Below are 13891 nucleotides of genomic sequence, written 5' to 3' on the forward strand. Positions count from 1 at the left end.
CCAAGGCGAGGCTCTGCCGAAACGCCGCTGGACGGTCATAATGTCGCCGTTCGATCAAGGAGGCGAAAGTGGCAAACGTGGCGCAATCCCGGCAACCGGGTCAGTCCGGCAGACTCCCCCGCCTGTTCGTGTTTTCCGGCGCAGGGCTGTCTGCGGAAAGCGGCATTTCGACGTTCCGCACCGGCGACGGCATCTGGTCCCATGCGAGCATCGACGAGGTCTGCAATTACCTCACGTGGCGCCGCAACCGGCCCGCGGTGTTCCGTTTCTACAACCAGCGCATCGCCGAATGCGGCGACGCGCGCCCGAACGCCGCCCACGACCGGCTCGCGAAGTGGCAGGACGCTTGGGGCACGGAGCGCGTGCATCTCGTCACGCAGAACATCGACGACATGCTCGAGCAGGCCGGCGCGCGCCAGGTGACGCATCTGCACGGCGACATGATTTCGCTTCTGTGCACCGACTGCGACTACCGGTTTCCCGTGTCCGGCCGCGCGCTCGATCCACAAGCGGCCTGTCCGTCGTGCGGACAGGTGGAGGGTGTGAAGCCCGGCGTGGTGTTCTTCAACGAGGCCGCGCCCGAGTACGAGACGCTCTGGCGCATTCAGAGCGACATGACGCCCGACGATCTCTTCATCGCCGTGGGGACGGCGTTCGAGGTGATCCCGCCCGAGCGGCTTCTGCCGCCAGAGCGCTGCGGGCATCACGCGCGCAATTTCCTCGTCGATCCGGCGCCGCGGCGCACGGAATACTTCGGCGTCGTCGAGGCCAAGCCCGCAACCATCGGTCTGCTCGATCTCGAGCCGAGGATCGAGCGGATGATGGCGGGCGACTAGCTCCCACGGTGTCCTCACGCGATGCATTTGGCAAGGGCGTGCCTCCTCAGGAGGCACGCCCTTTTTCATTGGCTGCCGTCATGAACATTGCGAAGCAGATCGATCGCGCGACGCGCGTTGCTCGGCGTGCCGCGATTCGTCGACGGTGTTCTCACGCGCGATTAAACACAGCGTGGAATCATTTTGCGCGAATGCACAGCACGCGAGCGCAGCGAGCGGTGCGTGTTTCCCCATTGTCTTTTCAGTATTTATATTTATAAGTAGTAACAGTTAACAAGTCCTGGCATTAACTGTGGACAACACGAAAATTGCCTGCTGGCTCATACCGATGCAAAACGGATAGCCATGCGGACAAAGCATGTACGTGTTGCGCGCTCTTGGGATAACTTTTCAGGCCGCAACACCAGGTGCGTAGTTATCAAGAAGTGGTCCACAGGTCGTTCGCCAGGTCATCCCCAGGTTGTCCAGAGGTTGGCGTGGATAACCTGGTTCGGCGCGGCGCAATCACGCGTTATCCACACGAAAAAAAATGGCGCCGCTCGAGAGCGACGCCATTTGTCGAAACAGTGCGGAGCGCGATATCAACGCCGGAAAATCATGGCGCGCTTTTACACCGTTTCGGCAGATTGCGCAGCGGTGCGTTGCTTCGCATGCATGCGCGCTTGCCAGGCCGGCAGCAGTTGGCAGGCGAGCAGGCCGGCGAGCATGAGCGCGCAGCCGGCGAGTGCGCGCGACGTGAGCGTTTCGCCGAGTGCGGCCCAGCCCGCGAGCGCGGCAAACACGCCTTCCATACTGAAGATCACGGCGGCGTGCGCAGGCGCGGCATCGCGCTGCGCGACGACCTGCAGCGTATAACCGATGCCCACCGAAAGCGCGCCGCCGTAGAGGATGGTGGGCGCGGCGCGCACGATGTCGGCCGCGCGCAGCGGTTCGCACGCGAGCCCGATCGCGAGGCATACCACGCCGCAGGCGACGAACTGCACGATCGAAAGCGCGAGCGGATCGTGACGCGGCGCGTAGTGGCCCACGAGCATCACCTGGATCGAGATCACGAGCGCGCAGCCGAGCTGGTACCAGTCGCCGTACATCACCGAGAAGTGCTCGTTGATGCTGAGGAAGTAGAGCCCAACCGCAGCGAGCGCGGCGCCGACCCATGTGCCGATGCCCGTGCGATGGCGCAGCAGCACGCCGAGCATCGGCACGATCACGACATAGAGCGAACTGATGAAGCCGGCGTTGGCGATCTTCGTGTAGCCGAGCCCGATCTGCTGAAGCGAGATGGCGACGGCCAGCACGAGGCCGAGCACGGTGCCCGAGCGCAGCAGCGCGCCATTGAACAGCGCCGGGGCCGCCGCGTTGCCGCTGTCGGCGGCGCAGCGCCGGCTGGCGCGCCGGCGTGCAAGCAAAAAGACCGAGACGACGCCGGCGCCCAGCAGGAAACGCAGGCCGGTGAACAGGAACGGGCCGATGGCGTCGAGGCTCAGGCGCTGGGCGACGAACGCCGAGCCCCAGATGAGGGCGGCGGTCAGCATCAGCAGATTGGCGCGCAGGTGGCGGCGGGAGGCGGATTGCAAGCGGAGATCTCTTTTCGCGGGGAACGGGCGCGACAGCGTTTTCGACGGTTGGCGCGCGGCGCGCAATGTCCCGCCTGGTGTCCTGTTGCGCAAGGGGCGGTTGCCCCTTTTTTCGCGATTGCATCTGAATTGGGTGTCAATCTGGCCCGAATTCGCTCGGGGCAGGCCAATTCAGCGTATTACGTGAAAAAACAACGAACTTCCGGAAAACGGACGCGTAAATGCCGATCGTATCCGAATTGAAAGGGAATTGTCTCCCGGAAAATACACCCGGGCATTAGCGGATGACAAACGCCCTACGCTGCGTAATACTGCTTCGCGCGAAACGCCCGCCCAGATCGGCAAGCGGATCGTTTCGCGGTTTCACGCTGTTCTAATTCACAACGTGCCGGTCATTATTTGTCAGGTTTTGGGGAACAACAGATGAAAAAGATTCTCGCCTCGCTCATCGCAGCATCGTTCGCACTGGTCACGGCTTCGGCATTCGCACAAGACGCTTCGGCTCCCGCTGCAACCGCACCGGCAGCCAGCGCGCCGGCTAAGGCCAAGAAGCAACACAAGCAACTCAAGCATCACGGCAAGCGCGCCGCTGTGTCGGAAGGCGCATCGGCCGCCGGTACGGCAGACAAGGGCCAGGCAAACTAAAGCACCCTTCAGCCGTAAAAAAGCCAGAGCCTCTGCTCTGGCTTTTTTTTTGCGCGCGCCGCGGGTGAGCGCTCAGGACGCGTCGCGTGCGAGCCCGGCTTCCAGCAATTCCGAGAGCAGGCCGTTCACGCCGCCCGGGTGACTCTCGCCGCGAGCCTTCAGCTTCTCGACGAGATCGGCGTTGAGCTTGCACGCGAACGGCACGAGCCCTTGCGCCTGGTCCAGCTTGCGCTGTTCGCGGCGGTCCAGCGGCGGTTGCGCCGAACCCTTGCCGAAACGGTCGGGCCCGTTCTTGTGCGTCGCTTGCATCAGTTTCAGCGCCTTGTTCTTCTCAAGGTCGGTTTTCTTCATGGTCATATGTCGTGCTCCGGTGTTGGGCGGTGGCGCGCATTGTACGCAAACGCCCGCGTGCGTCCATCGCGGCGACTTGCCTCTTGAGCGCCACTGAGCCGCATCGGGTACCCGTGAATACCACTACGCTCCGCCGCCGCGATCCGGCCCCTCATGGCCGTTGTGGTGCTCGTGCCGGTCATGCGCCGCGTGCGCTTCGTCCGTGGGGCGCGTGAGGCCGTCGATCAGCGTGCGCATGCGCTGCCAGTGCGAGCCTTCCCAGAACACCCGCCGGCAGATGTCGCAGGTCACGAAGCGTGTCTGCCGGTCATAGACGCCGGCGGGCACGCGCTCGCGCACCGCGGCGCGCTCGATCGGCCGCAGCGGCGCGTTGCACATGAGGCAGAGCCGGAACGGCCGCGCGCTCGCCGCGAGGTCGAGACGCTCGAAAATCTCGTGGACCTGGGCGCGCGGCTTGAGCGCGCGCACGTAGCAGCCGTGCGTGATGCTGCGCCGCTTGAGCAGCTCGCGGTCGCGCGTGAGGACGATGCGGTGCTCGGCGGCGGCGAGCGCCTCGATCTCGTCGTCGGGGAAGTGGTTGTCGTAGAGCGTATCGAAACCGGCCAGCCGCAGGAGTTGCGCGAGGCCGCCCAGATGCGCGTCGGCGACGAAGCGCAGTTCGCGCAGCGGCGCGTCGCGCACGCGCAGCAGCGGCCGGATGTCGAGCGCCTCGAACTTCGGGTAGACGGCCACGCGGTCGCCGTCCGCGAGCGGATGGTCGAAACCCACCGATTCGCCATTCACGAGAATCAGCTCGACTTCCGTGTGCGGCACGCCGAGCGCTTCGATCATGTGTTTCGCCGTGGCGTTGCGCGCGCAGGCGCAACTGAACGCACGCCGGCGCAGCGGCCGCGCAAGAAAGTCGTTCAGCTCCTCGTAAAAACGGAAGGTGGCGGTGACCATGCAAAGCAGTATCGCACCGCCTGCCGGAGTGCGCGCGGGGGTTCGCGCGGCGTGAGAGCCCGCCTGCAGCGCGGCCCGTCTTGTGCTGTACTGCACCTTTGCCGTGGGTTTCCCCTCGTTTTTCATGGAAGGAGCAGCGATGGACATCGGATTTATCGGTCTTGGCGAAATGGGCGGCGCGATAGTCGGCAATCTGCTGAAGGCGGGCCACACGGTGCGCGTGTGGAACCGCACGGCAGCGAAGGCGCAGGCGCTTGCCGACGCGGGCGCGCGCATCGTCGGCACGCCGGGCGAGGCCTTCGCCGGCGACGCCGTGCTCTCGATGCTCGCCGACGACGCCGCGCTGCGCGAGGTCATCGACGCGACGCTGCTCGACCATGCGCCGCAAGCCCTCGTGCACGTGAACATGGCGACCATTTCCGTCGCACTGGCCGAAGCGCTTGCGCAGGCCCATGCCGGGCATGGCCTGCACTACGTGGCGGCGCCGGTGCTCGGGCGCCCGGACGCCGCGCAGGCGGCGAAACTCACGATCATGGCGGCAGGGGCTTCGGAGGCGATCGACCGCGTGCAGCCGCTGTTCGACGTGATCGGCCAGAAAACATGGCGCGTCGGCGCCGTGCCGCAGCAGGCGAACGTGATGAAACTCGCCGCGAACTTCATGCTGGCTGCGGCCGTCGAGTCGCTCGGCGAGGCGGCGGCGCTGCTCGACGGCTACGGCGTCGCGATGAGCGACTTCCTCGAGGTCGTGACGGGCGGACCGTTCCCGGGTCCGGTGTATGCGGGCTACGGCGGCATGATCGCGCAGCGGCGCTACGAGCCGGCGCTCTTCAAGGCGCGCCTCGGTCTGAAGGACGTGCGGCTCGCGCTGGCCGCGGCCGACGCCGCCGCGACGCCGATGCCGCTCGCGAGCGTGCTGCGCGATAGCCTGCTCGAAGCCGTGGCGCACGGCGACGGCGAGTCCGATTTCGCCGTGCTCGGCAAGGTGGCCGCGCGGCGCGCGGGCCGCGGCTGAGTACTGGGGCGCAATGAGGCGCGGCGAACGTTCGGGGGCGTTTTGCGATCAAAATCTTCAGACGACCGCTCGGTGACGCACAAAGACCCGGAGGGCGGCTGAGCACAATGTGACGCATCTCGATGGATGGCGGCCGGATTGGCGGCGCCGCCCGCGATGTGGGGACGGGGAACCGATGACGACGACAGGGCACGCACCGGATCCAACGGGAGATCCGGCTGCAAGGCCAATTTCAGGGTAGGAGAACGGCGGATGGAGACGCGCATCCTGATCGCCGATAACGACGAGAAGTCGCTGGACGGGCTCAGCACCTTGCTGACCGATCTCGGCTACGGCGTATCTGTGGCCCGCACGCTCGACGAGGCACGCGATCTTGCTGTGCGCGGCGCGCCCGACGTGGCGATCGTGGCGCTTTCGCTCGCGCAGGACGAGCCCGGAACGATCGTGCGGCAATTGCGTGCGGTCGGCGGCGAGCGCGTGCCGCTCCTGATCGCGCTCGCCGGCTGGGGCGAATCGCGCCACCGCGACGAGGCGCTTGCGGCGGGCTTTGACGTGCATCTCGTGCGACCCGTGGGGCTCGATCAGCTGATGTTCATCCTCTCGATGACAGGACAATGACGAGCATGTTGTTGTGGCGCAACATTCAGGGTGCGCACTACTTTACATGTTGCATTGCATCACGCTAGTCGATATACTGCTTCTTGTCTCCTCCATGTCTCCTCTGATATGGATTCAGCCCGCCAACTATTGGCGGGCTTTTTTTCGTCTGTATGTTTCGCATCGGCGCATGGCAAGGATGAAGGGCGTAAAAAAACCGGCTCAGCGAGCCGGTTTTTTGTTTGCGCTTCGAGTCCGCTTCAGGCGTGCAGGCCAGTATTTTCAGCCGCGCCAATCGCGAGATTCATGCACTGGATCGCCGCGCCCGAGGCGCCCTTGCCCAGGTTGTCGAGGCGGGCAACGGTGACGAACTGCTCGTCGTTGCCGAACACGAACAGGTCGACACGGTTCGTGTCGTTGTTCGCCTGAACGTCGAACATGCCGGCGTCGAGGTTCTCATCGGCGTTGAACGGCGCCACACGCAGGAACGGCTCGCCCGCGTAGTACTCGGCGAAGAGCGCCTGCACGTCTTGCGGCTTGGCGCCGCGCTTGAGCTGCTTCGGCGAAAAATAGGTCGTGACCGCGAGGCCTTTGTAGAACGGCCCGACGATCGGCGTGAATACTGGCGCCGACTTCAGGCCGCCGTGCACCGCCATTTCCGGCAAATGCTTGTGCGTGAGGCCGAGCGCGTACGGGCGCGGGCTCGCGAGCTTCGCGTTGCCGCCCGCTTCGTACTCGGCAATCATCTTCTTGCCGCCGCCGCTGTAGCCCGTGAGCGAGTAGCTGTGCGCGGCGAAATCCGGCGCAACGAGGCCAGCTTCGACGAGCGGACGCATGGCGAGAATGAACGCCGAAGCGTGACAGCCGGGCACCGCGATGCGCTTCGACTTGCGCACCTTGTCGCGTTGGGCTTTGGTCAGCTCGGGCAGGCCGTAGGCCCAGTCGGCCTGGGTGCGGAACGCCGTGCTCGCGTCGATCAGCACGGTGCGATCGTTTTCGACGAGCGAGGCCGACTCGCGCGAGGCGACGTCGGGCAGGCACAGGAACGTCACGTCCGAAGCGTTGATGAGACGGCGGCGTTCCTCGACGTCCTTGCGCTTCGCATCGTCGATTCGCAGAATCTCGACGTCGGTGCGCGGCGACAGGTATTCAAAAATCTTCAGGCCGGTCGTGCCTTCCTGTCCGTCGACAAAAACTTTCGTGCTCATCTCAGTCTCTCTGAACGCGGGGGATTGGGGCGCCATCACCCGGGGCGGTGCTGGAACGGTATTTTAAGACGTCATGCGGACGCGCGTGTGAACACGTCCGGAAAAAAATCGGGGCTTACCCGTAAGGGCTCAGGCGCTCGCCGCACGACCGCCCCCCGTCAGCGTCCGTACGTCACGGTGATCTGTGCGCTTCCGAGCGTCGAGCCGCTGATCTCGCGATCGAACAGCGGTGCCGGGCGGCCTTGCGCGAGCGGGAGCGTATCGACGTTCAGCGCGTACACGGTGACGACGTAGCGATGGGGATTGCCCGGCGGCGGGCACGGTCCTCCATAGCCGTCGATGTTGAAGTCGTTGCGCGCCTCGATCGCGCCGAGCTTGCGCAGCGCGCCCGCGGCGCTGGCGTTCTCCGGCAGGCTCGTGACGCTTGCTGGAATATTCGCGACGGCCCAGTGCCACCAACCGCGTCCTGGCGCGTCTCGATCGAAGATCGTAATGGCAAAACTGCGCGTAGCTGCAGGAGCATTGCGCCAGGTCAAACTGGGTGACTGGTTCGGCCCATTGCAGCCCGCATCATTGAAGATCTGGCGCGGACCGACTTTTCCGCCATCGCTGAAATCGGCGCTCGATACCGTGAATTTTTCGCCTGCGCAGGCCAAGTCGGTTGTCGCCACAACACTGGCCATCGCCAAGGCCGCGCATAGGGATGCACGGCGCATGCAACGAGGCTGAAAGTCATAGGGAGTACGCATCAGCGAGTTCTCCTGCACGTTTGTGAAATTTGGGCCACGTTGTCCTGAAGGAAAGTTTTGAATTGTTCCCTGGTCCGGATTTGATCCAATATAGCGGTATAAGCGAGCGAGCTTTCGCCTGCGCGCGTACCAGGCGTGCAGGAGGATTCCGCTATAGTCGTATATTCTCCTGCTCGGGCAACTAGTGCCGTCGGAGGCCAGAAACAACAAGCAAAATGTGAACTGGCCGCGGGAGAAATAAGCAGGTTTGCCTACACGGAGGGCTAATGCAGCAACCAATCAGGGTCGTAGTCGCCGACGATCATCCGGTGATCTTGTTTGGTGCGGAACATGCACTGCTCAACTTTCCCGGCATCCAGGTCGTTGGCCGCGCCCGCCAGTCCACCGAACTCGTCAAGGCGTTGCAAACAGGTCCCTGCGACGTGCTGGTGACTGACCTTGCCATGCCGGGCGGCCAGTACGGCGACGGTTTGCCGCTCATCGGCTACCTGCGGCGCAACTTCCCGAACGTTCCCATCGTCGTCCTCACAATGCTCGAAAATCCCGCGCTGCTCAAACGGCTCGGCGAACTCGGTGTGTTCGCGGTGGTGCACAAATCCGACGACCTGAGCCACATCGGCCTCGCGGTGCAGCATGTGAGCCGCAATCTCGAATATATGAGCCCACAGGTGAAGATCGCGCTCGATCAATTACGCATCAACAGCGGCGGGAAAACCGATGAAGTGATTCTCTCAAAGCGGGAACTCGAAGTCGTGCGACTCTTTGTTTCGGGCATGACGATTAAAGAAATATCCGAGAAACTGAACCGCAGTATTAAGACTATTAGTACTCAGAAGAATACGGCGATGCGCAAGCTCGGGCTCGAGCGAGACTCCGAACTTTTCCAGTACGCGCAGAGCAATGGCTTGCTCAATCTCTCCTCGTATACGCCCGATGTGCCCGAAGCGGGCGGTGAGGCAGAAACGGCGCGTTGATCCTGCCGCCCGACACCCGCTCGACACCCGCTTTACGCTTATACACCGGCCAGAAAAAAAGGCCATCTGCCCAGGAGGCAGATGGCCTTTTTGCCATGCGCACGCGCTCGCGCGCGTGCGGCTCGTGTGCTTACTGCGGTGCCGACGTCGCGCCGCCGTGCGCAGCCGACCACTCGGCCGGTGCGTGCAGGAATTTCTCGACTTCGTCGAGCGTCTTCGTTTCGAAGTAGCCCGATTCCTTGGCGACGCGCAGCACGTCCCACCACGTGGCGAGCGCGTGCAGGTCGACGTCGATGTCCTTCAGGACCGAGACGCTTTCCTTGAAGATGTTGTAGTGGAACAGCACGAAGCAGTGGTTCACCTGCGCGCCGGCCGTGCGCAGCGCGTTGATGAAGTTGATCTTGCTGCGGCTGTCGGTGGTCAGGTCTTCGACGAGCAGCACGCGCTGGCCTTCGGTGAGCAGACCCTCGATCTGCGCGTTGCGGCCGAAACCCTTCGGCTTCTTGCGCACGTACTGCATGGGCACCATCAGGCGGTCGGAGAGCCATGCCGCGAACGGGATACCCGCGGTTTCGCCGCCGGCCACGGCGTCGATCTGCTCGTAGCCGACGTCGCGCAGGATCGTGGCTTCGGCCATTTCCATCAGGCCGCGGCGCACGCGCGGATACGAGATCAGCTTGCGGCAGTCGATATAGACCGGGCTCGCCCAGCCGGAAGTGAAGATGAAGGGCTTTTCGGCGTTGAAGTGCACGGCCTTCACTTCGAGCAGCATTTTCGCGGTTGCGTCCGAGATCGTCTGGCGATCGTAGCCTGTCATGGGCGAATCCTTGGATATGAGTGCGGGAGGAGGGTGGGCGCGGGGCCCGGTGGCGCTGGCACGGCGGGCGCGAAGCGTGGCTTCGGCGCCTGCGGTGCGCGGCCCGAAAGGCGTGGGTCGCCTGACCTTTCTCACTGCATGGGGTCAAGGCGACTCGCCCGGTCCGGACGGCTTCTCTTGCGCGCGTAGGCCGGTATTTTACCCGACTTGACGATCGCCGACGAGTCGCACGGGCAAGCGCCGGCAGCGATGTGGGGCGCGAACGCCGGCCGCGCCGCGGTTCGCGCGGTTGGCGTCGCGGTTGTGACGGCCCGGCCACGCCTTTACACTCACGCCGGTTTGCGCTCCCCGTGCGCGCACGTTCCTCAGGATTGCCCACATGACCGCCGTTTCTACCAACCCAGCCGCCGCCACGCGCGGCCACGCCCTGCGTGCGCTCGTCGCGTCGGTGCTCGGCTACGCCATGGACGGCTTCGATCTGCTGATGCTCGGCTTCATGCTGCCCGCGATCAGCGCCGATTTGCATCTCTCAGGCGCGCAGGCGGGCGCGCTCGTCACATGGACGCTCGTCGGCGCGGTGATGGGCGGTATCGTGTTCGGGCTGTTGAGCGACCGCTACGGTCGCGTGCGCGTGCTCACGTGGACCATTCTGCTGTTCGCCGTCTTCACCGGCATGTGCGCGCTGGCGCGCGGCTACGGCGACTTGCTCATCTACCGTACGATCGCGGGCATCGGGCTGGGCGGCGAGTTCGGCATCGGCATGGCGCTCGTTGCCGAGGCGTGGCCGGCGCAGCTGCGCGCGCGGGCGTCGTCGTACGTCGGGCTCGGCTGGCAGCTGGGCGTGCTGGCCGCGGCGCTGCTCACGCCGCTGTTGCTCCCGCTGATCGGCTGGCGCGGCATGTTCGCCATCGGGCTGCTGCCGGCGGTCGTTTCGTTCGTGGTGCGGCGGCGCGTGGAGGAGCCCGAGCTTTTCGTCGCGCATGCGCGGCGCACGGCCGCCGCCGCCAGGGCCGAGCGCCCCCGTGCCCTGCGCATGCTCGTGGCCGATGCGCGCACCGCGCGCGCGAGCCTCGGCGTGGCCGTGCTGTGCTCGGTGCAGAACTTCGGCTACTACGGGCTCATGATCTGGTTGCCCGCGTACCTTTCGAAGTCCTTCGGCTTTTCGCTCACGAAGTCGGGGCTGTGGACCGCCGCGACGGTTGCCGGCATGGCGCTCGGTATCTGGCTATTCGGCATCGCGGCCGACCGGTTCGGCCGCCGGCCCGCGTTCCTGTTCTATCAGGCGGGCGCCGTGGTCATGGTGTTCGTCTACGCGCAGCTTTCCACGCCGTTCGCGCTGTTGATCGGCGGCGCGGCGATGGGCGTGTTCGTCAACGGCATGATCGGCGGCTATGGCGCGCTCATCTCCGAGCTGTATCCCACCGCGGCGCGCGCCACCGCGCAGAACGTGCTGTTCAACATCGGCCGCGCCGTGGGCGGCTTCGGGCCGCTCGCCGTGGGCGCACTGGCCGCACGCTATTCCTTCACGGCGGCGCTCGGCATGCTCGCCGCCATCTACGTGCTCGACATCTTCGCGACGCTCTTCCTGATTCCCGAGCGCCGCGGCGCGGCGCTCGAATAAGCAACGTGCATCGGTCAGACGAAAGCGCCGCCGCGCTATCCCGCACTATCGGCCGCGCGAATTCCCGGTATCAGGCTTTGACCCACGTGGACGTGAACGGCCCCAGGTGTACACTAATCGGCCCTGCTGGAACGCTCGTGCCGTGCGAACCGGCGGGCCTACGACCATAAAAGATTCTCTCTCTCACGTCTCTCACGTCCAGGCAGGCCTGAAAATGGATGAACAACTGAAGCAAAGCGCGCTCGCGTATCACCAGAATCCGAAGCCCGGCAAGATCTCGGTCACACCGACCAAACCGCTCTCGAACCAGCTTGATCTTTCGCTCGCTTACTCGCCCGGCGTTGCGGCCGCGTGCATGGCGATTTACGAAGAACCGCTCGATGCGCAGAAGTACACCTCGCGCGCCAACCTCGTCGGCGTCGTGACGAACGGCACGGCCGTGCTCGGCCTCGGCAACATCGGCCCGCTCGCGGCCAAGCCGGTGATGGAAGGCAAGGGTTGTCTCTTCAAGAAGTTCGCCGGCATCGACGTGTTCGACATCGAACTCGACGAGCTGGACCCGGACAAGCTCGTCGACGCCATCGCCATGCTCGAGCCGACGCTCGGCGGCATCAACCTCGAAGACATCAAGGCGCCCGAGTGCTTCTACATCGAGCAGAAGCTTCGTGAGCGCATGAAGATTCCGGTCTTCCACGATGACCAGCACGGCACGGCCATCATCGCGTCGGCGGCGATCCTCAACGGCCTGAAGGTCGTGGGCAAGGATCTCGGCAGCGTGAAGCTCGTGTGCTCGGGCGCGGGCGCGGCGGCGATCGCGTGTCTGGACCTGCTCGTGAAGCTCGGTCTGAAGAAAGAGAACATCCTCGTCACCGACTCGAAGGGCGTGATCTACGAAGGCCGCGGCAATCTCGATCCGTCGAAGGCGCGTTACGCCGCCAACACCGAAGCGCGCACGCTCGGCGATGCGATCAAGGCCGCCGACGTGTTCCTCGGCTGCTCGAGCGCAGGCGTGCTCAAGCCCGAGATGGTCAAGGAGATGGGCGACAAGCCGCTGATCCTCGCGCTCGCGAACCCGGAGCCGGAAATCCGCCCGGAAGAAGCGAAGAAGGTGCGCCCGGACGCGATCATCGCCACGGGCCGTTCGGACTATCCGAACCAGGTCAACAACGTGCTGTGCTTCCCGTTCATCTTCCGTGGCGCGCTGGACGTGGGCGCGACGACCATCACGGAAGAGATGAAGCTCGCGTGCGTGCGCGCGATCGCGGAACTCGCCGAGGAAACCGATCAGGGCGACGAAGTGGCGAAGGCCTATGAAGGCCACACGCTCGAATTCGGCCCGGAGTACCTGATTCCGAAGCCTTTCGATCCGCGCCTCATCATCAAGATCGCGCCGGCCGTGGCGCAGGCCGCGATGGATTCGGGCGTGGCCACGCGCCCGATCCAGGACATGGAAGCCTACCGCGAGCAGCTTGGCGCGACGGTCTACCGCTCGGGCATGGTGATGCGCCCGGTGTTCGCGGCGGCGAAGGCCAACTGCGCGCGCATCGTGTTCGCCGAGGGCGAAGACGAGCGCGTGCTGCGCGCCGCGCAGTTCGTGCTCAACGAGAAGATCGCCAGGCCGATCATCGTGGGCCGTCCGTCGGTCGTGGAAATGCGCCTGAAGAAGATGGGCTCGAAGCTGCGTCCGGGCACCGACTTCGAGATCGTCGATCCCGAAGACGATCCGCGCTTCCAGAAGAGCTGGCAGGCGTACCACGAACTCGGCGCGCGTCAGGGCATCACGCCCGACGTGGCGAAGGCTTCGGTGCGCAAGTTCAACACGCTGATCGGCGCGATCCTCGTGCATCTGGGCGACGCCGACGGCATGATCTGTGGCCTGCTCAACAGCTTCGACTACCACCTCAAGTTCATCGATCAGGTGTTTGGCAAGGCGAAGGCAGCCGAGAACTACGCGGCGATGAACCTGCTGATGCTGCCGGGCCGCAATATCTTCATCAGCGACACCTACGTGAACGAAGTGCCGAGCGCCGAGCAGCTCGCCGACATGACGATCCTCGCCGCGCGCGAAATCGAGAAGTTCGGCATCACGCCGAAGGTCGCGCTGCTGTCTTCGTCGAACTTCGGCAGCGTGCGTTCGTCGACGTCGCAGCGCATGCAGGCCGCGCGCGAGCTGATCGCCGAGCGCGATCCGCAGCTCGAAGTCGACGGCGAAATGCACGGCGACGCGGCGCTCTCCGAGCTGATCCGCAAGCAGTCGTTCCCGGGCACGACGCTCACGGGCGAAGCGAACCTGCTGATCATGCCGAACGTGGAAGCGGCCAACATTGCCTACAACCTGCTGAAGGTGATCGGCGGTGAAGGCGTGACGGTCGGCCCGTTCCTGCTGGGCGCGTCGAAGCCGGTGCACATCCTCACGCCGGCGGCCACGGTGCGACGCATCATCAACATGACGGCGGTCGCTTCGGCGAACGCGAACGTGGCGAAGGCGGCGGCAAAGTAAGCACGCTCTCGCTCATCGCCTGACGTGAAAAGGGCGCTCCGTGTTGCACGGAGCGCCCTTTGTTT

13 protein-coding genes are annotated in these 13891 nt (G+C 64.8%); 7 read left to right on the plus strand and 6 right to left on the minus strand.

What is annotated here, in order from left to right; genetic code table 11:
• The first annotated feature begins 68 nt into the window (after nucleotides 1-68).
• Nucleotides 69-836, plus strand: coding sequence for an SIR2 family NAD-dependent protein deacylase (locus tag A3CW_RS0109915; RefSeq protein WP_245623572.1), 768 nt, complete (start codon nucleotides 69-71; stop codon nucleotides 834-836).
• A gap of 608 nt (nucleotides 837-1444) precedes the next feature.
• Here A3CW_RS0109915 and A3CW_RS0109920 read toward each other — a convergent pair.
• Nucleotides 1445-2368: a DMT family transporter gene (locus A3CW_RS0109920; protein WP_051481361.1), complete on the minus strand. Its 924-nt coding sequence runs from the start codon at nucleotides 2366-2368 to the stop codon at nucleotides 1445-1447.
• A 465-nt stretch (nucleotides 2369-2833) separates the two neighbouring features.
• Between A3CW_RS0109920 and A3CW_RS0109925 the strand changes: the two genes are divergently transcribed.
• Complete coding sequence (locus A3CW_RS0109925) at nucleotides 2834-3055, plus strand: hypothetical protein (protein WP_028203426.1); 222 nt, start codon at nucleotides 2834-2836, stop codon at nucleotides 3053-3055.
• A gap of 72 nt (nucleotides 3056-3127) precedes the next feature.
• On the opposite strand, the gene A3CW_RS0109930 is transcribed toward A3CW_RS0109925, so the two are convergent.
• Nucleotides 3128-3412, minus strand: coding sequence for a hypothetical protein (locus A3CW_RS0109930; RefSeq protein WP_028203427.1), 285 nt, complete (start codon nucleotides 3410-3412; stop codon nucleotides 3128-3130).
• 117 nt (nucleotides 3413-3529) lie between these two features.
• Entirely contained in the window at nucleotides 3530-4348 is an 819-nt protein-coding gene (locus tag A3CW_RS45810; protein ID WP_081771581.1) for a Mut7-C RNAse domain-containing protein, read from the minus strand.
• A gap of 139 nt (nucleotides 4349-4487) precedes the next feature.
• Here A3CW_RS45810 and A3CW_RS0109940 point away from each other — a divergent pair, with 139 nt between their 5' ends.
• Together A3CW_RS0109940 and A3CW_RS0109945 are read left to right on the plus strand one after the other, a co-directional pair.
• Nucleotides 4488-5360: an NAD(P)-dependent oxidoreductase gene (locus A3CW_RS0109940; RefSeq protein ID WP_028203428.1), complete on the plus strand. Its 873-nt coding sequence runs from the start codon at nucleotides 4488-4490 to the stop codon at nucleotides 5358-5360.
• Between the two features lie 252 nt (nucleotides 5361-5612).
• On the plus strand, nucleotides 5613-5978 hold the full coding sequence (locus A3CW_RS0109945; RefSeq protein ID WP_028203429.1) for a response regulator: 366 nt from the start codon (nucleotides 5613-5615) through the stop codon (nucleotides 5976-5978).
• 239 nt (nucleotides 5979-6217) lie between these two features.
• On the opposite strand, the gene argC is transcribed toward A3CW_RS0109945, so the two are convergent.
• Nucleotides 6218-7165, minus strand: coding sequence for an N-acetyl-gamma-glutamyl-phosphate reductase (gene argC / locus A3CW_RS0109950; protein ID WP_028203430.1), 948 nt, complete (start codon nucleotides 7163-7165; stop codon nucleotides 6218-6220).
• A gap of 158 nt (nucleotides 7166-7323) precedes the next feature.
• On the minus strand, nucleotides 7324-7914 hold the full coding sequence (locus tag A3CW_RS0109955; protein WP_051481342.1) for a YbhB/YbcL family Raf kinase inhibitor-like protein: 591 nt from the start codon (nucleotides 7912-7914) through the stop codon (nucleotides 7324-7326).
• A 266-nt stretch (nucleotides 7915-8180) separates the two neighbouring features.
• Between A3CW_RS0109955 and A3CW_RS0109960 the strand changes: the two genes are divergently transcribed.
• On the plus strand, nucleotides 8181-8888 hold the full coding sequence (locus A3CW_RS0109960) for a response regulator transcription factor (protein ID WP_028203432.1): 708 nt from the start codon (nucleotides 8181-8183) through the stop codon (nucleotides 8886-8888).
• A 130-nt stretch (nucleotides 8889-9018) separates the two neighbouring features.
• Here the strand turns inward: A3CW_RS0109960 and A3CW_RS0109965 are convergent, their stop codons facing one another.
• Nucleotides 9019-9705 carry an orotate phosphoribosyltransferase gene (locus tag A3CW_RS0109965; RefSeq protein ID WP_028203433.1) on the minus strand — a complete coding sequence of 229 codons (687 nt, stop codon included), beginning with the start codon at nucleotides 9703-9705 and terminating at the stop codon, nucleotides 9019-9021.
• 379 nt (nucleotides 9706-10084) lie between these two features.
• Between A3CW_RS0109965 and A3CW_RS0109970 the strand changes: the two genes are divergently transcribed.
• Both A3CW_RS0109970 and A3CW_RS0109975 read left to right on the plus strand, forming a co-directional pair.
• Nucleotides 10085-11326: an MFS transporter gene (locus A3CW_RS0109970; protein ID WP_028203434.1), complete on the plus strand. Its 1242-nt coding sequence runs from the start codon at nucleotides 10085-10087 to the stop codon at nucleotides 11324-11326.
• Nucleotides 11327-11540: 214 nt separating this feature from the next.
• Nucleotides 11541-13826, plus strand: a complete 2286-nt coding sequence (locus tag A3CW_RS0109975) for an NADP-dependent malic enzyme (protein WP_028203435.1) — start codon at nucleotides 11541-11543, stop codon at nucleotides 13824-13826.
• Nucleotides 13827-13891 lie beyond the last annotated feature (65 nt).

Origin of the sequence: Paraburkholderia nodosa DSM 21604 (genome assembly GCF_000519185.1) — a bacterium.
GTDB classification, from domain to species: domain Bacteria; phylum Pseudomonadota; class Gammaproteobacteria; order Burkholderiales; family Burkholderiaceae; genus Paraburkholderia; species Paraburkholderia nodosa.